General features: G+C 64.8%; 11 protein-coding genes and 2 tRNA genes. 6 read left to right on the top strand and 7 right to left on the bottom strand.

Annotation, left to right across the window (positions count from 1 at the left end; all coding sequences use genetic code 11):
• Positions 1 to 81: 81 nt before the first annotated feature.
• From nirD to NP534_RS09530, 3 genes are all read right to left on the bottom strand, one after another.
• Positions 82 to 444 carry a nitrite reductase small subunit NirD gene (gene nirD, locus NP534_RS09540; protein WP_274098566.1) on the bottom strand — a complete coding sequence of 121 codons (363 nt, stop codon included), beginning with the start codon at positions 442 to 444 and terminating at the stop codon, positions 82 to 84.
• Complete coding sequence (nirB, locus tag NP534_RS09535; RefSeq protein WP_274098565.1) at positions 444 to 2,996, bottom strand: nitrite reductase large subunit NirB; 2,553 nt, start codon at positions 2,994 to 2,996, stop codon at positions 444 to 446. Before nirB ends, nirD begins: the two co-directional genes overlap by 1 nt.
• A gap of 241 nt (positions 2,997 to 3,237) precedes the next feature.
• A complete protein-coding gene (locus NP534_RS09530) occupies positions 3,238 to 7,269 on the bottom strand; it encodes a bifunctional nitrate reductase/sulfite reductase flavoprotein subunit alpha (protein ID WP_274098564.1) in 4,032 nt (1,343 codons plus the stop codon).
• A gap of 278 nt (positions 7,270 to 7,547) precedes the next feature.
• On the opposite strand from NP534_RS09530, the gene map reads away from it, so the two are divergent.
• Positions 7,548 to 8,324 carry a type I methionyl aminopeptidase gene (gene map / locus NP534_RS09525; RefSeq protein ID WP_274098563.1) on the top strand — a complete coding sequence of 259 codons (777 nt, stop codon included), beginning with the start codon at positions 7,548 to 7,550 and terminating at the stop codon, positions 8,322 to 8,324.
• Positions 8,325 to 8,471: 147 nt separating this feature from the next.
• Here map and NP534_RS09520 read toward each other — a convergent pair.
• Both NP534_RS09520 and NP534_RS09515 read right to left on the bottom strand, forming a co-directional pair.
• Positions 8,472 to 8,548 (bottom strand) — tRNA-Asp (locus NP534_RS09520).
• 13 nt (positions 8,549 to 8,561) lie between these two features.
• A tRNA-Val gene (locus tag NP534_RS09515) sits at positions 8,562 to 8,637 on the bottom strand.
• A 217-nt stretch (positions 8,638 to 8,854) separates the two neighbouring features.
• Between NP534_RS09515 and rdgC the strand changes: the two genes are divergently transcribed.
• The 3 genes from rdgC (at position 8,855) to sugE (ending at position 11,276) form a co-directional block, all read left to right on the top strand.
• Complete coding sequence (rdgC, locus tag NP534_RS09510; protein ID WP_274098562.1) at positions 8,855 to 9,775, top strand: recombination-associated protein RdgC; 921 nt, start codon at positions 8,855 to 8,857, stop codon at positions 9,773 to 9,775.
• Positions 9,776 to 9,878: 103 nt separating this feature from the next.
• The gene (locus tag NP534_RS09505; RefSeq protein ID WP_033700778.1) at positions 9,879 to 10,844 is read left to right on the top strand and encodes a bile acid:sodium symporter family protein; all 966 of its coding nucleotides are present in this window, start codon (positions 9,879 to 9,881) and stop codon (positions 10,842 to 10,844) included.
• Positions 10,845 to 10,958: 114 nt separating this feature from the next.
• Positions 10,959 to 11,276 carry a quaternary ammonium compound efflux SMR transporter SugE gene (gene sugE, locus NP534_RS09500; protein WP_033700779.1) on the top strand — a complete coding sequence of 106 codons (318 nt, stop codon included), beginning with the start codon at positions 10,959 to 10,961 and terminating at the stop codon, positions 11,274 to 11,276.
• Positions 11,277 to 11,286: 10 nt separating this feature from the next.
• Here sugE and NP534_RS09495 read toward each other — a convergent pair whose 3' ends face one another.
• Complete coding sequence (locus NP534_RS09495) at positions 11,287 to 13,164, bottom strand: MFS transporter (protein WP_033700780.1); 1,878 nt, start codon at positions 13,162 to 13,164, stop codon at positions 11,287 to 11,289.
• Positions 13,165 to 13,307: 143 nt separating this feature from the next.
• On the opposite strand from NP534_RS09495, the gene NP534_RS09490 reads away from it, so the two are divergent.
• A complete protein-coding gene (locus tag NP534_RS09490; protein WP_274098561.1) occupies positions 13,308 to 14,486 on the top strand; it encodes an MFS transporter in 1,179 nt (392 codons plus the stop codon).
• A gap of 132 nt (positions 14,487 to 14,618) precedes the next feature.
• Entirely contained in the window at positions 14,619 to 18,095 is a 3,477-nt protein-coding gene (locus tag NP534_RS09485; RefSeq protein ID WP_033700781.1) for a hybrid sensor histidine kinase/response regulator, read from the top strand.
• Here the strand turns inward: NP534_RS09485 and rmuC are convergent.
• Positions 18,067 to 19,440, bottom strand: coding sequence for a DNA recombination protein RmuC (gene rmuC, locus NP534_RS09480; RefSeq protein WP_162181154.1), 1,374 nt, complete (start codon positions 19,438 to 19,440; stop codon positions 18,067 to 18,069). The two genes, NP534_RS09485 and rmuC, sit on opposite strands and share 29 nt — an antisense overlap.
• Between the last annotated feature and the right edge of the window lie 146 nt (positions 19,441 to 19,586).

Here is a 19,586-nt window from a genome sequence, read left to right as displayed (position 1 = left end):
TCGAGCGCCGCCCGCGCGGCGCTCGATCTCCCATACGGCGAAAATCCAACGGCGAACAGCATCCGGGGCTTCAACAATTCATCACGCCACCGCCAGCTCCACCGCTTCACCATTGATCCGCACCGGCCACACCCGCAGCCGCTGCCCGGCATCCTCCAGGCAATGCCCGCTGTGCAGGCTGAAATGCTGCTTGTAAAGCGGCGCCGCCACCACCAGCTGGCCCTGCACACTCCCCACCAGCCCACGGCCGATGATGTTGGCCCCCGAGCGCGGGTCACGGTTGTCCAGCGCATACAACGCCTGCTCCTGCCCTGGCAGATAGAACAGCGCCACCTGGGCACCCTCGTGCCACACCACCACGCCGGAATCGGCAACCAGGTCGCGGGCCTGGCAGACCGTTTGCCAGTTGGGTTGGTGCGCTACAGCAGTACTGGACAGGTTCATCAGACAGCCTCCTCGGCAGTGGGGATCAGGTGCAACGCTGCAGCAGGGCGGCGTTGTTCGCGCTCGCGGACGAAGTGCACGTCCGGGTCGGCGCGGTGGTCGTTGACGAAGGTGCGGAAGCGCTTGAGCTTTTCCGGGTCGTTGAGGGCGTTGGCCCATTCGCATTCATAGTGATCGACCACATGCTGCATCTGCGCTTCCAGCTCGGCTGCCAGGCCCAGGCTGTCGTCGAGGATCACCTGCTTGAGGTAGGCCAACCCGCCCTCCAGGTTTTCGCGCCATACCGAGGTGCGTTGCAGCTTGTCGGCGGTGCGGATGTAGAACATCAGCACGCGGTCGATCAGGCGTACCAAGGTCTCGTCGTCCAGGTCGGTGGCGAACAGCTCGGCGTGGCGCGGGCGCATGCCGCCGTTGCCGCAGACGTAGAGGTTCCAGCCCTTGTCGGTGGCGATCACGCCGATGTCCTTGCTTTGCGCCTCGGCGCATTCGCGGGTGCAGCCGGATACCGCGAACTTGAGCTTGTGCGGGCTGCGCAGGCCCTTGTAGCGGTCCTCCAGGCGCAGGGCCATGGCGACGCTGTCCTGCACGCCATAACGGCACCAGGTGCTGCCCACGCATGACTTCACCGTGCGGGTCGACTTGCCGTAGGCATGGCCCGTCTCGAAGCCGGCCTCGATCAACTCGCCCCAGATCAGCGGCAGTTCGTGCAACTGGGCACCAAACAGGTCGATGCGCTGGCCGCCGGTGATCTTGGTGTACAAGTCGTACTTCTTGGCCACCTGGCCGATGACGATGAGCTTGTCGGGGGTGATTTCACCGCCCGGTATGCGCGGCACCACCGAGTAAGTGCCGTTTTTCTGCATGTTGGCCATGAACGTGTCGTTGGTGTCCTGCAGCGGTACCAGCGCCGGGTCCATGATCGGCTGGTTCCAGCACGAAGCAAGGATATTGCCCACCGCCGGCTTGCAGATAGCGCAGCCGACATGGCCTTTGCCATGGCGCACGAGCAGGTCATGGAAAGTGCGGATACCGCCAACCCGTACCAGCCCGTAAAGCTCCTGGCGGGTGTAGGCAAAGTGTTCGCAGAGGCTCTTGTCGACCGTCACGCCGCGGGCCGTGAGTTCGTGCTCGAACACCTGCTTGAGCAGGGCCGCGCAGCCGCCACAACCGCTCGCCGCCTTGGTGCAGCCCTTGACCGAGGCAAGGTCGCTGCAGCCGCTGTCGATAGCGGCGCAGACCGCGCCCTTGCTGACGTTGTGGCACGAGCAGATGGTCGCGCTGTCGGGCAGGGCGTCGGCACCCAGGGCCGGCGCGCCGCCCGTTTGTGGCAGGATCAACGCGGCCGGGTCGGCAGGCAGGGCTATACCGTTCTGCGCGTACTGCAACAGGGTGTCGTAGTAGCTGTTGTCACCCACCAGCACCGCGCCCAGCACATGCTTGCCGCTGGCATCCACCACCAGCCGACGGTAGGCGGCGTTGGCTTCGTCGATGAAGCGGTAGCTGCGCGAGCCTGGCGTGGCGCCATGGGCATCGCCGATCGAGCCGACATCCACGCCCAGCAGCTTGAGCTTGGTCGACATGTCGGCACCGGTGAAGGCAACCGCAGCATCCCCCGCCAGCAGCGCCGCCAGGTTACGGGCCATGCTGTAGCCCGGCGCAACCAGGCCGAACACGCTGCCGTTCCACGAGGCGCACTCGCCGATGGCGAAGATGCGCGCATCGCTGGTGCGACAGTGGTTGTCGACCACCACCCCGCCTCGCGCGGCTATGTCCAACCCGCATGCGCGGGCCAAGGCGTCCTGCGGGCGGATACCGGCGGAGAACACGATCAGGTCGGTTTCCAGGTGTTCGCCGCCGTCGAAGTTCATGCGGTAGCGATAGCCCTCACCGGCACTGATCGACTGGGTGGCGCGGGACAGGTGCACGCCCACGCCCAGGGCCTCGATCTGTGCCTTGAGCGCCGCACCGCCCTCGCTGTCCAGCTGCACCGGCATCAAGCGTGGGGCGAACTCCACGACATGCGCTTCCAGGCCCAGGGACTTGAGTGCATTGGCCGCCTCCAGGCCCAGCAGGCCGCCACCCACCACCACACCACGCTGGGCATTGCTGGCGGCGGCGCGGATTGCATCGAGGTCGTCGAGGGTGCGGTAGACCAGGCGGGCGTTGCCGCTGGACCCTTCGATCGGCGGGACGAACGGGTAGGAGCCGGTGGCCAGTATCAACTGGTCGTACGCGTAGCGGCCTTCGGTGGTAACCACCTCGCGGCGCGTGCGGTCGATCTCCACCACCGCTTCGCCCAGGTGCAGGTGCACGCCTTGGCTGGGGTAGAAACCCTGCTCGCACATCGCCAGGGTCTCGGCGCAGCTGCCGCCGAAGTATTCGGAGAGGTGCACACGGTCGTAGGCACGCTGGCGTTCTTCACCGAACACCCGCACCTCGAAGTGCTGCAAGGCGCCACGCTCGATCAATTGCTCGACGCAGTGGTGGCCGACCATGCCGTTGCCGACAATCACCAGTTGCTCTCGTTGCCTGCCGTTCGCTGTTGCCGTCATAGCCGATCCTCGATCAAAAAAAAACGCCTGGAGCGGAAGCTCCAGGCGCCTTTGCCTGTACTCATCAGGGTGTGCCCCTGGTTGATCGCCGTTGATCAGTGGGGCGTGATGTGAACGTGATAAAGCAGGGAATGTGCCAAATGCTGTATCGCCTGTTTAAACGCGACAGGGCCAGAAAAGTCATCGGACAGCCCAGAAAAAACCGCACAGCCAAGGTGCACCCCTCCCCATCCCGGTGCACTCAGTACACATCGCGCCGATAACGCTTGGCCTTGCTCAACCCCTCGACATACGCATCCGCCGCGGCCTCGCTCATGCCCCCGTGCTCGGCGACGACCCTGCGCAGCGCGCTGTCCACATCCTTGGCCATACGCAGGGCATCACCGCACACATAAAAGTACGCACCCGCCTCCAGCCAACGCCAGAGGTCAGCGCCCTGCTCGTGCAGGCGCTGCTGCACATAGATTTTCTCGGCCTGGTCGCGGGAGAACGCGGTATCCAGACGCAAGTGGCCTGTCGCTTGCCATGCCTGCAATTGTGCCTGGTAATAGAAGTCGCTGGCCGCATGCTGCTCGCCGAAAAACAGCCAGTTGCCCCCGCGTGCCCCACGCGCTTCTCGTTCTTCTAGAAACGCCCGAAACGGCGCGATGCCGGTGCCCGGCCCAACCATGATCACCGGCACATTATCGTCCTCGGGCAGGCGAAAATGCTTCGAAGCCTGCGGGAAAATCGCCACCTTGATGCCGTGCGCGCGGTCGGCGAGGTAGGTCGAGCAGGCCCCTTTGCGTTGTCCGTAACGCACCGTCGAGACGGTCAGGTGAACCTGGCCAGGGTGCGCCAACGGGCTGGAGCTGATCGAGTACAGGCGCGGCTGCAAAGGTTTGAGCAGGTCGAGCCAGGTGGCCAAGGGCAGGTCCTGGGGAAACTCGCGCAGCACATCCGCCAACTGCCGCCCCCACAACCAGTTTTGCAGCTCGGCCTTGTGCTCGGGCTGGAGCAACCGGCGCAGGGGCTCGGCGCTCTGGCTGAACACCTGCAACTGCGCCGGGGTGACCTTGGCGATTTCCAGGTGCGCCTCCATGGCATCGGCCAGCGGCAGTGCGGCCTGGCCTTTGACCTCGACCAAGGTCTGGCCATCGAGCCGCATCAGCGCTAGCAGCTCTTCGACCAGCGCCGGGCAGTTGCGCGGCCATACGCCCAGGGCGTCGCCCGCCTGGTAGCTGAAGGTGCTGCCAGCCAGGTCGAACACCAACTGGCGCGTCTCCTTGCTGGCACCCGGGGCATTGAGCACGCGGTTCTCCAGCAAGGTGGCCGACCATGGCTGCTGCTTGCTGCAAGCCTGCGCAGGCGAAGGCGCGCCGCTGGCCTGGGGCGCGGCGGCGTCAGCCAACTGCGCCAACAAGGCGTCGAGCCAGGTGGCGAATGCCTCATCGTAATCCGGCTCGCAATCCACCCGTTGCAGCAGCCGCCGCCCACCCAGCTCGGCCAGGCGCTGATCAAGCTTGCGGCCAAACCCGCAGAACTGGTCGTAACTGGAATCGCCCAGGGCCAATACGGCATAGGGCACATCGGCGCAGTGGCCGCCCTCCTCGCCTTGCAGTGCCTGCCAGAACACCGCCGCGCTGTCGGGCGCGTCGCCATCACCGAAGGTACTGGCGATCAGCACCACACTGGCAGCACCGCGCAACTGCTGCGGGCTGAGTGTATCCATGCAGTTCAGGTGCACCGCCAAGCCAGCACCACGCAGGCGCTCGGCACAGCGCTCGGCCAGCGCTTCGCCGTTACCGGTCTGCGAGGCCCACAGCACCTGGTGCTGCGGCACCTCCAGCGCCCGGCTGGGCAGCGCCGAAGGCTGCGCGAACACGCCCGCCAGCAGGCCATCGACGAACAACCGCCGGTTGGCGGCCAGTGGCGCGCTGGCTGGCAGGCTTGGCACACCCTCGGCGCGGGCTTGCTCCAGGCCGAGCAAGAAGCCCTGCAGGTAATGGCGCTCTTGCTCGGCCAGCGCCGGGGCCGGCAGGTTGTCCAGGCCAAGCAGACGAGACAGGGTGGCGGTGGGCATGCGGGCAAGCTCCGGGTGGGCAGTGGCGCCGCTCAGGTCGAGGGCGTCGATACGTTCGCCGGCAACCCGCTCAAGGGCCACGGCGCAGTGTTTGAAGGCGGGCTGCAGCGACAGTGGGTCGACCGCATCACAGGTGACGGCATTGATGGTCAACTGCTCGCCGATCAGGTCGTTCCAGTGAAACGGCGCGAAGCAATTACCTGGCATGACCCGGTCGCTGATGCGCGCCGGCAGCACGGCCTGACCACGGCGCGAGCGAATGGCCACCTGGTCCTTTTCGGCGATGCCAAGCCGTGCGGCGTCCTCGGGATGCATTTCGATGAAAGGGCCAGGCTCCAGCTTGTTCAGCGCCGGCACCTTGCCGGTCTTGGTCAGGGTGTGCCACTGGTGCTGCACGCGGCCGGTGTTGAGCACCAGGGGGTAGGCGTCATCCGGCAACTCCGCTGCCGGCAACCAGGGCCGGGCGAAAAAGCGTGCCTTGCCGCTGGCGGTGGGGAACGCCAGCGCCGGGCGCTGGCCCTGGGCGTCGTGCAGCAGCGTCTGGCTGCTGCCATCGTTCAGGTAGCGCAATGGGCTGCGGGCGCTGTCACGCCCTGGTGCGCATGGCCACTGGCGCGGCTGCGCACGCAGGTCGGTGTAGCCGATGCCGCGCAGGTCGTAGCCGGTAGCGGGGTTATGGAAGCGGCGAATCTCGTCGTACACCGCTTCGGCATCGGCGTAATCGAACGCGTCGGCATAGCCCATTGCGCAGGCCACCCGGGCGATGATCTGCCAGTCCGGCAGGCTCTGGCCAGGAGGCGCCACGGCGCGTGGCATCAAGGTGAGGTTGCGCTCGCTGTTGATCATCACGCCCTCACCTTCGGCCCACAGTGCCGCAGGCAGGAGGATATCGGCGTAGCGGTTGGTCTCGGTGTCGAGAAACGCATCCTGGGAGATCACCAGCTCGGCCTGGCGCAGGCCGTCGATCACCTGCTGGCGGTTGGCGACGCTGGCCACCGGGTTGCTGCAGATGATCCAGCAGGCTTTCACGTCCCCTGCTTTCAGCTGTTCGAACAGCGCCACCGTACCCTCGCCGCCTTCGCTGCGCAGGCTGCCTGGTGGCAGTTGCCACTGCTGTTCGACGAACGCGCGGTCGCCTTCCACCAGCGCCGAGCGCTGGCCTGGCAGGCCGGGCCCCATGTAGCCCATCTCGCGGCCGCCCATGGCGTTGGGTTGGCCGGTCAGCGAGAAAGGCCCGCTACCGGGGCGGCAGATAGCGCCGGTGGCCAGGTGCAGGTTGCACAGGGCGTTGCTGTGCCAGGTACCGTGGATGCTCTGGTTCAGGCCCATGGTCCAGCAGCTCATCCAGTCGTTGGCACGGCCGATCCATTCGGCGGCCTTGATGATGTCGGCCTCGGCCAGCCCGGTGATGGCGGCCACGCGCTCGGGGCTGTAGTCATCGAGGAAGGCTGGCAGTTCGTCCCAACCGTCAGTGTGGCGAGCGATGAACTCGGGGTTGGTGTGGCCGTTGCGGTGCAGCAGATGCAACAGGCCGTTGAGCAAGGCCATGTCGCTGCCGGGGCGTACCTGCAGGAACAGGTCGGCCTTGTCGGCGGTGGCGCTGCGCCGCGGGTCGACGACGATCAGCTTGGCGCCGGCCTTGACCCGGTCCAGCAGACGCAGGAACAGAATCGGGTGGCAGTCGGCCATGTTGGCGCCGATTACCAGGAATACGTCAGCGTGCTCGAAGTCCTGGTAACTGCCAGGTGGGCCATCGGCACCGAGCGACAGTTTGTAGCCACTGCCGGCGCTGGCCATGCACAGGCGCGAGTTGGACTCGATATGGCGGGTGCGGATAAAGCCCTTGGCCAGTTTGTTGGCCAGGTACTGGGCCTCCAGCGACATCTGCCCGGACACATACAGCGCCACGGCATCCGGGCCGTGCTGGTCAACGATGCCGCGCAGGCGCGCGGCGGTGGCCGCAATGGCCTGGTCCATGCTGGTGCGCACCGGCGGCTGGCTGCGCTGCTGACGCAGGTAGGCATCCTCCATGCGCCCGGCGGCGGTCAGCGGCACGTGCGCGGTCAGGCCCTTGGTGCACAGGCGGCCAAAGTTGCTGGGGTGCTGCTTGTCGCCGCTGATCTTGCTGACCTTGCCATCGGCAACGCGCATGACGATGCCGCAGCCGACGCCGCAATACGGGCAGACACTGCGTACTTCGCTGCTGCTCATGGGCCGGTCTCCTTGGGGAAACGCAAAAGGCGCCGGCTGCCCCGGCTTGCATGGCAAGCGGGGCAACACGGCGCCTTTGTCGTGAAGAGGTGTGGGCAATCGGCATTGATTGCCCTGGGTAGGGGTCAGTCAGCAATTAGCGGGCCAGCTGTGCGGGCCTCTTCGCTGGCGGCCCGCGCGCCCGTGCGGGGCCGGTTTGCCGCACCATGCGGTGGCACCGCGAAGGCCCATGGCGCTATGCTGGGGCACATTTCTGCCAGAGTTACTGCCTTCTCCCCATGTCCCAGGTGATCCTCAAAACCCCCGCCCAACTCGACCTGATGCGCAACGCCGGCCGGTTGCTGGCCCAAGTGTTCGCTGAACTCGATGGTTTCATACGCCCCGGCGTGACCACGATGCAGATCAACGACCACGCCGAGCGCTATATCGTCGAAACGCTCAAGGCTCGGCCGGCAAGCAAGGGCCAGTACGGTTTCCCTTACGCTCTGAATACCTCGGTGGACCACGTGGTGTGCCACGGCATGCCGAAGGCGGATGAGGTGCTCAACGAGGGGTCGATCATCAATGTCGACATCACCCTTGAACAAGGCGGCTACATCGCCGATTCGTCGAAAATGTACTGCATTGGCTCGATCAACGACGAGGCGCGTCGGCTGGTCGAAACGACCTACGACGCCCTATGGAAAGGCATCGAGCAAGTGCGCCCCGGGGCGACACTTGGCGACATTGGCCATGCCATCCAGGTACATGCCGAGGCTGCCGGCTATAGCGTGGTGCGCGAGTATTGCGGCCATGGCATTGGCCAGCAGATGCACGAAGGGCCCGAGGTGCTGCATTTTGGCCAGCGCGGCATGGGTATGAAGCTCAAGCCCGGGATGGTGTTTACCATCGAACCGATGATCAACCAGGGCGGGCGTGGCACTCGGACCTTGAAGGATGGTTGGACGGTGATTACCCGCGACCATGCGCTGTCGGCGCAGTGGGAACATACGGTGGCGGTGACCGAAGCAGGGGTTGAAGTGCTGACGTTGCGCGAGGAAGAACGCATGCGTTGATGCGGCATTGCACCGCCAACGCAGGCCCGCTACCACAGGGGCCGTGCTGTACCGCAGAACGTCTAAAAAAGCAGAAACAAAAAAAGCGACCCTAAGGTCGCTTTTCCTGTAACTTCCGGGTGTTCAGTGGGCCCTGGAAGTTGAATATGGCGCAGCGGACGGGACTCGAACCCGCGACCCCCGGCGTGACAGGCCGGTATTCTAACCGACTGAACTACCGCTGCGCTATACATCGAGTGGTGGGTGATGACGGGATCGAACCGCCGACCCTCTGCTTGTAAGGCAGATGCTCTCCCGGCTGAGCTAATCACCCTTTCGTCTCGGTGTGGCGCGCATTCTACGGATGAGCCCCCACCCTGGCAAGCACTTTTTTCGACTTTCTTAAAAAAAATTTCGAAGCCTTTCAAAGACCTAGCAACGCTGGTCTTTTCTTCTTCTATATATAGGTGCTGGCCCTCTGACAGGGTTGGACGGGAACCACTGCTCGGAGAATAATGCCCGCCTCATGCATTAAGGAGAGATTGCCCCCCATGTGGTTCAAGAACCTGCTGACCTACCGCCTGACCCAGGATGTTCCATTCGAAGCCGAAGCGCTGGAAACCGCCCTGGCCAGCAAGCCGGCCCGTCCCTGCGCCAGCCAGGAGCTGAACACCTATGGCTTCGTCGCGCCGTTCGGCAAGGGCGAAGACGCTCCCCTGGTGCACGTCAGCGGCGAGTTCCTGCTGATCGCCGCGCGCAAGGAAGAACGTATCCTTCCAAGCAGCGTGGTCAATGACGCCGTCAAGGAAAAGGTCGAAGAGATCGAGACCGAGCAGATGCGCAAGGTCTACAAGAAGGAACGCGACCAGATCAAGGACGAGATCATCCAGGCCTTCCTGCCGCGTGCCTTCATTCGTCGCTCTATGATCTTCGCCGCCATCGCGCCGCGCCTGGGCATGATCCTGGTCAACTCGGCCAGCGCCAAGCGTGCCGAAGACCTGCTGTCGACCCTGCGTGAAGTGATGGGCTCGCTGCCGGTACGCCCGGCAACCGTGAAGATCGCACCCGTTGCCACCATGACCGACTGGGTCAAGTCGCAGCAAGCCGCCGAAGGCTTCTATGTACTGGACGAGTGCGAGCTGCGCGACACCGCCGAAGATGGTGGCATCGTGCGCTGCAAGCGCCAGGACCTGACCAGCGAAGAAATCCAGCTGCACCTGAGCACCGGCAAGGTGGTCACCCAGCTGGCCCTGGCCTGGCAGGACAAACTGTCGTTCGTGCTGGACGACAAGATGGTCATCAAGCGCCTGAAGTTCGAAGAGCTGCTGCAAGAGCAGGCAGAACAGGATGGCGGCGATGAAGCCCAGCAGCAGTTCGATGCCAGCTTCCTGCTGATGATGATGACCTTTACCGAATTCCTGCCGGTGCTGTTCGAGGCATTGGGTGGGGAGGAGATTCCGCAAGGGGTCTGAGTGGCATGAAATGTCGGGGCTGGGCTGGGACGTATTCTCAGCCAGCACCGCCCCGCGAAGAGGCCCTCGAAAACTACATCTCTATAAGTACAAGGACCTGCCCATGCGTGCCCTCGCCGCCCTCAGCCGCTTCGTCGGCAATACCTTTGCCCTCTGGGTGCTGGTGTTTGCCGTGCTGGCCTTCCTGCAACCGCAATGGTTCATCGCCCTGAAAGTGGCCATCGTACCGTTGCTGGGCCTGGTGATGTTCGGCATGGGCCTGACCCTCAAGCTCGATGACTTCGCCGCCCTCGCCCGCCAGCCCTGGCGGGTGATGCTGGGGGTGGTGGCGCACTTCGTGATCATGCCAGGCATGGCCTGGCTGCTGTGCCAGCTGTTCCACCTGCCGCCCGAGATTGCCGTGGGCGTGATTCTGGTCGGCTGCTGCCCTAGCGGCACGGCTTCGAACGTGATGGTCTGGCTGTCCAAGGGCGACCTGGCGCTGGCGGTGGCGATTGCCGCCGTCACCACCCTGCTCGCCCCGCTGCTGACCCCGGCGTTGATCTGGTTCCTGGCCTCGGCCTGGCTGCCGGTCTCGTTCATGGACATGTTCTGGTCGATCCTGCAACTGGTCATGCTGCCGATCGTGCTCGGCGTGCTGGCCCAGCGCCTGCTGGGCGCGCGGGTGCAGGCGGCGGTGCAGGTGCTGCCACTCGTGTCGGTGGTGAGCATCGTCATGATCGTCTGTGCGGTGGTGGCGGCCAGCCAGGCGAAAATCGCCGAGTCGGGCCTGCTGATCATGGCCGTGGTGATGCTGCACAACAGCTTCGGCTACCTGCTGGGTTACCTCACCGGCAAGCTCTGCAAACTGCCCCTGGCCCAGCGCAAGTCGCTGGCACTGGAGGTGGGCATGCAGAACTCAGGGTTGGGGGCAGCCTTGGCGGCGGCGCATTTCTCGCCATTGGCGGCGGTGCCGAGCGCGCTGTTCAGCGTTTGGCACAATATTTCGGGGGCGCTGCTGTCGACCTGGTTCCGCCGTATGGAAGCGCCTTTGCCGGTAGATGAACGTGGCGAACCTGCCAGGCACTGACTTGCCCAGCCATCAGAAAATGTGCACCCTATTGCCCACTGTGGGGACGACCTCACGACGCACCGCGTGACCATTCCGGGGACGGCCCCATCGTTGGCAACAATGGAGGCACCTATGTCCTGGATCATCCTGTTTTTCGCCGGCCTGTTCGAGGTCGGCTGGGCGGTAGGCCTGAAGTACACCGACGGCTTCAGCCGCCCGCTCCCCACCGTGCTTACCGTCGGCGCCATGGTCATCAGCCTGGGCCTGTTGGGCCTGGCCATGAAAGAACTGCCACTGGGCACCGCCTACGCCATCTGGACCGGCGTTGGCGCCGTGGGCACGGTGATCGCCGGGATCATCCTGTTCGGCGAGTCCATGGCCCTGGTACGGCTGGTCAGTGTGGCGCTGATCATCTGTGGCCTGATCGGCCTGAAAGTCAGCGCCAGCTGACCACGCCCGTTTAACGCAGGTCGCCGCGCAAGCGGCTGACCTGCTCGCGCAACAACTCAGGCTGCGCTGCTTCCACCGGGACTGCGGCGCCGGCCACGATGGTCACCCGCGACCACAAGCGCTTGAAAAACCCCTTGCCCGGATCACGGCTGAAAAAGCTGCCCCACAGCCCCTGCAACGCCAGGGGAATCACCGGCACCGGGGTTTCACCGAGAATCCGGCTGACCCCACCCTTGAACGCATCGATCTCGCCGTCGCCGGTCAACTTGCCCTCCGGGAAGATGCACACCAACTCACCCGCCGCCAGGTATTCGGCGATGCGCGCAAAGGCGCGCTCGTACGTGCCCTCATCCTCGCTGCGCCCGGCAATCGGGATGGCGCCTGCGGTGCGAAACACGAAGTTGAGCACCGGCAGGTTGTAGATTTTGTAGTACATGACGAAGCGGATCGGCCGGCGGATCGCGCCGCCGAGCAGCAGGGCGTCGACGAACGAGACATGGTTGCACACCAGCAGCGCCGCACCTTCGTCGGGGATGCGTTCGAGGTCGCGGTGCTCCACGCGGTACATCGAGTGGCTGAGCAGCCAGATCAAAAAGCGCATGGTGAACTCGGGCACGATGCTGAAGATGTAGGCGTTGACCGCGATATTGAGCAACGACACCACCAGGAACAGCTGCGGGATGCTCAGCTCGGCCAGCCCCAGCAGCACGATGGTGAGCACCGCCGACACCACCATGAACAAGGCATTGAGGATGTTGTTGGCAGCGATTACCCGGGCCCGCTGGTCCTCGGCCGTGCGCGCCTGGATCAGCGCATACAGCGGCACGATGTAGAAGCCGCCGAACACCCCGAGCCCCACGATCGACAACAGAATCCACCAGGCCTGGCTCATGCCCAGCAGCGCCAGCCAGTCGTGCGGCACAGGCGCAGCCGGCACATCGCCGGAATGCCACCACCAGAGCAGGCCGAACAGGGTCAGGCCAAACGAGCCGAACGGCACCAGGCCGATCTCCACCTTGCGCCCGCTCAGCCGCTCGCACAGCAGCGAACCCAGAGCAATGCCCACCGAGAACAGGGTCAGCACCAGGGTGACCACCGTGCCGTCGCCGTGCAGCCAGTCCTTGGCGTACGCCGGGATCTGGGTCAGGTAGATGGCGCCGACGAACCAGAACCAGGAGTTGCCGACGATCGAGCGCGACACCGCAGGCGTCTGCCCCAGGCCCATGCGCAGGATCACCCAAGACTGCTTGAAGATGTTCCAGTCCAGTTGCATCTGCGGCGACACGGCGGCGGCCCGTGGGATCCAGCGGCTGGCCAGGTAGCCCAGCACGGCCGTGCCGACCACGCCACCCGCCACCACCGTGGCATAGCTGCCCGACGACATCATCACACCCGCGCCGATGGTGCCGGCCAGGATGGCCAGGAAGGTGCCCATCTCCACCAGCCCGTTACCGCCCACCAGCTCTTCTTCACGCAGGGCCTGGGGCAAGATCGAGTACTTCACCGGCCCGAACAGCGCCGAATGGGTGCCCATGCCAAACAGGGCTACCAGCATCAGCGCCAGGTGGTTGGTGATAAAGCCCAGCGCGCCAATGGCCATGATGCCGATCTCGGCCAGCTTGATCGCACGGATCAGCGCGTCCTTGGCGAACTTCTCGCCAAACTGCCCACCCAGTGCCGAGAACAGAAAGAACGGCAGGATGAACAGCAAGGCGCACAGGTTGACCCAGATCGAACGGTCACCGTCGCCCAGGCTGAGCTTGAACAGGATCGCCAGGATCAGCGACTGCTTGAACAGGTTGTCGTTGAACGCACCCAGCGACTGGGTGATGAAAAACGGCAAGAAGCGCCGCTTGCCGAGCAAGGTGAATTGCGAGGGATGACTCATCGTCCTTGTTCCTGAGGGGCTTTTAGCGTTGGAGGCGCGCCGGGCGCAGAAAGCCACAAATCTGCAGGGTAAAGCCTACTGCTGACAAGCCCCCTGCAGACTTATGCTGATACCCGGCAACCCCCAACGACAAGGAAGTGGCAATGCTCGCCGCCCTCAAGCGCTACCCAGCGGCCGTACGCCTGCTGCTCGCCACCACCTTTGCTTTGACCCTGGCCCGCGCCCTTACCCTGCCCTACCTGGTGGTATACCTGGCAAACAACTTCCAGCTGTCGGTGAGCGAGATCGGCCTGTTGATTGGCGGCGCGCTGATCATCGCTTCGCTGCTGAGCTTGTATGGCGGCCACCTGGTGGACACCGTACGCACTCACACGCTGGTGGTCGTCAGCACCCTGGTGTTTACCCTGGCGTTCGTCGGCGCCATGGCCAGCCGCTCGGCCGCGTTGTTCTTCCTGTGTCTGGTACTGATCAACCTGGCCCTGGCCGTGGTCGACATTGCCGCCAAGGCGGGCTTTTGCGCGCTGTTGCCGGTGGCAGAACGCGCCGAGGTGTTCGCCATCAAGTACACCTTGAGGAACGTCGGCTACGCCGTCGGCCCGTTGCTGGGGGTGGCCATGCTGGAGCTGGACGACCACCTGCCCTTCGTCGCCTCGGCGTTGATCGGCCTGGGGACGGGCCTGGCCTACCAGCGCCTGGGCGACCGTGGCCTGCAGGCCGCGGCCCCGGCACAACCGCGGGCCGCTTTTGCGCAAGTAGCGCTGGGCCTGGCCCGTGACCGGCGGCTGGTGTACTTCACCTTGGGCGGTGTGCTCAGCGCCGTGGTGTTCGGCCAGTTCGGGGCCTACCTGTCGCAGTACCTGATGGTGACCACCAGCCCGGCCGAGGCGGCGCGCCTGGTCGGCTACCTGGTGACGACCAACGCCGTCACGGTTATCGCCCTGCAGCACCTGATCGGCAGGCGCATCAGCCGCCAGCACCTGATGCCCTGGCTGCTGGCCGGCATGGGCCTGTTCATCGCCGGGCTGCTGGGCTTTTCGCTGGCAGACTCGGTGCTGGCATGGTGCCTGGCAATGCTGGTGTTCACCCTGGGTGAAATCATGGTGATCCCCGCCGAATACATGTTCATCGACCTGATCGCGCCGGAGCACCTGCGCGGGGTGTATTACGGCGCGCAGAACCTGTCCAACCTGGGCACGGCGCTGGGGCCGGTGATGGTGGGCATTGCCTTGGGCCAGTGGTGGCCAGGGGCGATCTTCTACCTGCTGGTAATGTCGGTGATACTGGCGGCAGTGTTCTACTGGATGGGCACCCGCAGGCATTGATTTTGGCGCTGCCGCTTGAGCAACGCCCTGCGACGACTCGCCACTGCGACCATCGTCTGCGCTGACGAACCGCCGCCTGCGTGCCAGACTGGTTGATCGGGACCGCGTTATCTTTTTTGCTCCGGAGTTTTCATGTCGTTGTCCAGCGGGCTGATCGCCGTGGTCGCCCTGGCCTATATGGCCATCATGTTCGCCATCGCCTTTTACGGCGACCGCCGCAGCACACCGTTGCCGCCGAAGCTGCGTGCCTGGGTGTACAGCCTGTCGCTGGCCGTGTACTGCACCAGCTGGACCTTCTTCGGCGCGGTCGGCCAGGCCGCCGAACAGCTTTGGGCATTTCTGCCGATCTACCTGGGCCCGGTGCTGCTGATGATCTTCGCACCCTGGGTACTGCAGAAGATGGTGCTGATCAGCAAGCAGCAGAACATCACCTCGATCGCCGACTTCATCGCCGCGCGCTACGGCAAATCACAGACCCTGGCGGTGGTGGTGGCGCTGATCTGCCTGGTCGGCGTGCTGCCCTATATCGCCTTGCAGCTCAAAGGCATCGTGCTGGGCGTCAACTTGCTGATCGGTGCCAATGCCGATGCCACCGGCACCCGGGTGCAAGACACCGCACTGGTGGTGTCGCTGGTGCTGGCGCTGTTCGCCATCGTCTTCGGCACGCGCAGCCTGGATGTGACCGAGCACCACCGCGGCATGGTGCTGGCAATCGCCTTCGAGTCGTTGATCAAGCTGCTGGCCTTTCTCGCCGTGGGCATCTTCGTGGTGTTCAACCTGTACGACGGCTTCGACGACCTGTTCAGCCAGGCACGCCAGTCGATCCAGCTGGAAAGCTATTGGCAAGAGACCATCAATTGGCCCTCGATGGTGGTGCAGACCGCAGTGGCCATGATGGCGATCATCTGCCTGCCGCGGCAGTTCCATGTCACCGTGGTGGAGAACATCGAACCGCAGGACATGCGCCTGGCCCGATGGGTGTTCCCGATGTACCTGGCCCTGGCCGCGCTGTTCGTGGTGCCGATCGCCCTGGCCGGGCAGATGCTGTTGCCCGGTACGGTGATGTCCGACTCGTTCGTCATCAGCCTGCCTCTGGCCGAAGCCCACCCGAGCCTGGCCCTGCTGGCCTTCATCGGCGGCGCCTCGGCCGCCACCGGCATGGTCATCGTCGAGGCCGTGGCCCTGTCGACCATGGTTTCCAACGACATGCTGCTGCCCTGGCTGCTGCGCCGCAACAATGCCGAGCGGCCATTCGAAGCCTTCCGCCACTGGATGCTCTCGGTACGGCGGGTGACCATCGTGGTCATCCTGCTGCTGGCGTATGTCAGCTACCGCCTGCTGGGCTCCACCGCAAGCCTGGCGACCATCGGCCAGATCGCCTTCGCCGCGGTGACGCAGCTCACCCCGGCCATGCTCGGCGCGCTGTACTGGAAGCAGGCCAACCGGCGCGGCGTGTTCGCAGGCCTGGCCGCCGGCATCTTTCTGTGGTTCTACACCCTGGTGCTGCCCATTGCCGCCCACAGCGTGGGCTGGTCGCTGGCGCTGTTCCCGGGCCTGGCGTGGCTGCATGGCAACCCGCTGAACCTGCCGATCAGCCCGCTGACCCAGGGCGTGGTGCTGTCGCTGGCGGGTAACTTCACGCTGTTCGCCTGGGTTTCGGTGCTGTCGCGCACGCGGGTGTCGGAACACTGGCAGGCCGGGCGCTTCATCGGCCAGCAGACCAGCGCCCGGCCCAGCAGCAAACCGCTGCTGGCCGTGCAGATCGACGACTTGCTGACCCTGGCCTCGCGCTTCGTCGGCGAAGAACGTGCCCGGCAGAGCTTCATCCGCTTCGCCTACCGCCAGGGCAAAGGCTTCAACCCCAACCAGAACGCCGACGGCGACTGGATCGAACACACCGAACGCCTGCTCGCCGGTGTGCTTGGCACCTCGTCGACCCGCGCCGTGGTCAAGGCCGCCATCGAAGGCCGCGACATGCAGCTCGAAGACGTGGTGCGCATCGCCGACGAAGCCAGCGAGGTGCTGCAGTTCAACCGCGCGCTGCTGCAAGGCGCTATCGAAAACATCAACCAGGGCATCAGCGTGGTCGACCAGAACCTGCACCTGGTGGCCTGGAACCGCCGTTACCTGGAGCTGTTCAACTACCCTGACGGGCTGATCAGCGTCGGCCGGCCGATTGCTGACATCATCCGCTACAACGCCGAACGCGGCCTGTGCGGCCCGGGTGAAGCGCAGGTGCACGTGGCCCGACGCCTGCACTGGATGCGCCAGGGTCGCGCGCATTCTTCCGAGCGGTTGTTCCCCAACGGCCGAGTCATCGAACTGATCGGCAACCCGATGCCCGGCGGCGGCTTCGTCATGAGTTTTACCGACATCACCCCGTTCCGCGAAGCCGAACAGGCGCTTCGCGATGCCAACGAGGGCCTGGAGCAACGGGTGGCGGAGCGCACCCATGAGCTATCGCAGCTCAACCAAGCGTTGTCCGAAGCCAAGAGCCAGGCCGAAGCCGTGAGCAAGTCCAAGACCCGCTTCCTGGCCGCGGTCAGCCACGACCTGATGCAACCGCTGAACGCCGCGCGGCTGTTCTCCGCCGCCCTGTCGCAGCAGGCCGAAGGCATGAATGACGAGGCCCAGCAACTGGTGCAGCACATGGACAGCTCGCTGCGCTCGGCCGAAGAACTGATCAGTGACCTGCTGGACATCTCGCGCCTGGAGAACGGCAAGATCACCCCGGACGCCAAGCCGTTCGCCCTCAATGAGCTGTTCGACACCCTGGGCGCCGAGTTCAAGGTACTGGCCGCCGAAAAAGGGCTGGAATTCCGCCTGCGCGGCAGCCGCCTGCGGGTCGACAGCGACATCAAACTGCTGCGCCGGGTGCTGCAGAACTTCCTGACCAACGCCCTGCGCTATGGCAAAAGCCCGATTCTGCTCGGTGCCCGTCGCCAGGGTGAGCGCCTGTGGCTGGAAGTCTGGGATCGTGGCCCCGGCATCGCCGACAACAAGCTGCAGGAGATTTTCCAGGAATTCAAACGCCTGGACAGCCACCAGACCCGCGCCGAGAAAGGCCTGGGCCTGGGCCTGGCGATCGCCGATGGCCTGTGCCGGGTGCTCGGCCATTCGCTCGAAGTGCGCTCGTGGCCCGGCAAAGGCACGGTGTTCCGCGTCAGCGTGCCGATTGCCCGCCAGGCGGCACCCGCACCGAGTGCGCCGGTGGAACAGTCTGGGCAGCCACTGGCCGGGCTGAACGTGCTGTGCATCGACAATGAAGACAGCATCCTGATCGGCATGAACAGCCTGCTCAGCCGTTGGGGCTGCCAGGTCTGGACCGCGCGCAACCGCGCCGAATGCGAGGCTTTGCTGACCAAGGGCATGCGCCCGCACCTGGCGCTGGTGGACTACCACCTGGACGACGGCGAGACCGGCACCGAATTGATGGGCTGGCTACGCGCACGGCTGGGCGAGCCGGTGCCTGGGGTGGTGATCAGCGCCGACGGCAGTAAAGAGACCATCGCCCTGGTGCATGCGTCAGGCCTGGATTACCTGGCCAAGCCGGTCAAGCCGGCCGCCTTGCGCGCCCTGCTCAATCGGCATCTGAGCCTGGTTCAGTAAGCGCTTCGCCCGCCGGGGTTTCATCGGACAGCGCCCGTTCCAGCAGGTCTGCCGGCAGGCTCTTGCTGGCACGGGCGCCAAGCAACTTGAGCTGTTCGCTGCGGCTGACCAGGTTGCCACGCCCCTCGCACAGTTTGTTGCGCGCTGCGGCATAGGCCTTGTCTACCTGCTGCAAGCGGCTGCCCAGTTCGTCCAGGTCCTGGATGAACAGCACGAACTTGTCGTACAGCCAACCGGCGCGCTCGGCAATCTCGCGGGCGTTCTGGCCTTGGCGTTCCTGCTTCCACAGGCTGTCGATCACCCGCAGGGTGGCAAGCAGCGTGGTCGGGCTGACAATCACGATGTGCCGGTCGAAGGCTTCCTGGAACAGGTTGGGCTCGGCCTGCAGGGCTGCCGAGAAGGCGGCCTCGATGGGCACGAACAGCAGCACGAAATCCAGGCTGTGCAAGCCTTCAAGGCGGCTATAGTCCTTGCTCGAGAGGCCTTTGACGTGGCTGCGCAACGACTGCACGTGCTGCTTGAGCGCGGCCTCGTCATTGCTGCCGACGAACTGCTGGTAAGCCGTGAGGCTGACCTTGGCGTCCACCACCACCTGCTTGTCGCCAGGCAACATGATCAGCACATCGGGCTGGAAGCGTTCGCCATCGGCGCTCTTGAGGCTGACCTGGGTCTGGTATTCGCGGCCCTTCTCAAGGCCGGCGTGCTCCAGTACCCGCTCAAGGATCATCTCGCCCCAGTTGCCCTGGGTTTTCTGGCCCTTCAAGGCCTGGGTGAGGTTGGTGGCTTCATCGGACAGGCGCTGGTTGAGCTGCTGCAAGCGCTCCAACTCTTTGCCCAGCGAGAAACGCTCGCGTGCTTCCTGCTGGTAGCTTTCCTCGACGCGCTTCTCAAAGGCCTGGATGCGCTCCTTGAGCGGGTCGAGCATTTGCCCCAGGTGCTGCTGGCTGGTCTGGGCAAAGCGTTGCTCGCGCTCGTCGAAGATTTTCGTGGCCAGGTCGGAGAACTGCGCGCGCAGGGTGTCACGGGCCTCTTGCAGGTCTTCGAGACGCTGTTGGTGGCTCTCCTGCTGCTCGCGCAGTTCGGCGTCCAGCCGTGCGGTCTGGGCTTCCAGGCGCCGTAGCTCGGCTTCACGGTTGGCGCGTTCAAGGCTCCAGGCGTGGGCGGCATCGCGGGCGTTGTCGCGGTCGATCTGCAACAGTTCCAGTTCACGGCCCTGGGCTGCCAGCTGGGCTTGCTTGACGGTGTTGGCTTCGCTGAGGTCGCTGATCTCGTCGCGACCGGCCTCCAGTTGCGCCTGTAGCCCGGCCAGGGACAGTTGGGCGGCGTTGAGGCGCTCTTCGAGCAGGGCCTGTTCACCCTGCCGGGACGCCTGGCGACGCTGCACCTGCATGAGCCAACCCAGGCAGGGCACTGCACCCACCACCAAGCCCAGCAGAATGCTGGCCAGATCCACTGTCATGGTTACCCCGATCGAACCTTGATGAATGCTGC

The organism is Pseudomonas sp. 39004, assembly GCF_028682155.1.
Classification (GTDB): domain Bacteria; phylum Pseudomonadota; class Gammaproteobacteria; order Pseudomonadales; family Pseudomonadaceae; genus Aquipseudomonas; species Aquipseudomonas capeferrum.
Note: the sequence above shows the minus strand (reverse complement) of the source record. Positions and strands in the feature narration are given on the sequence as shown.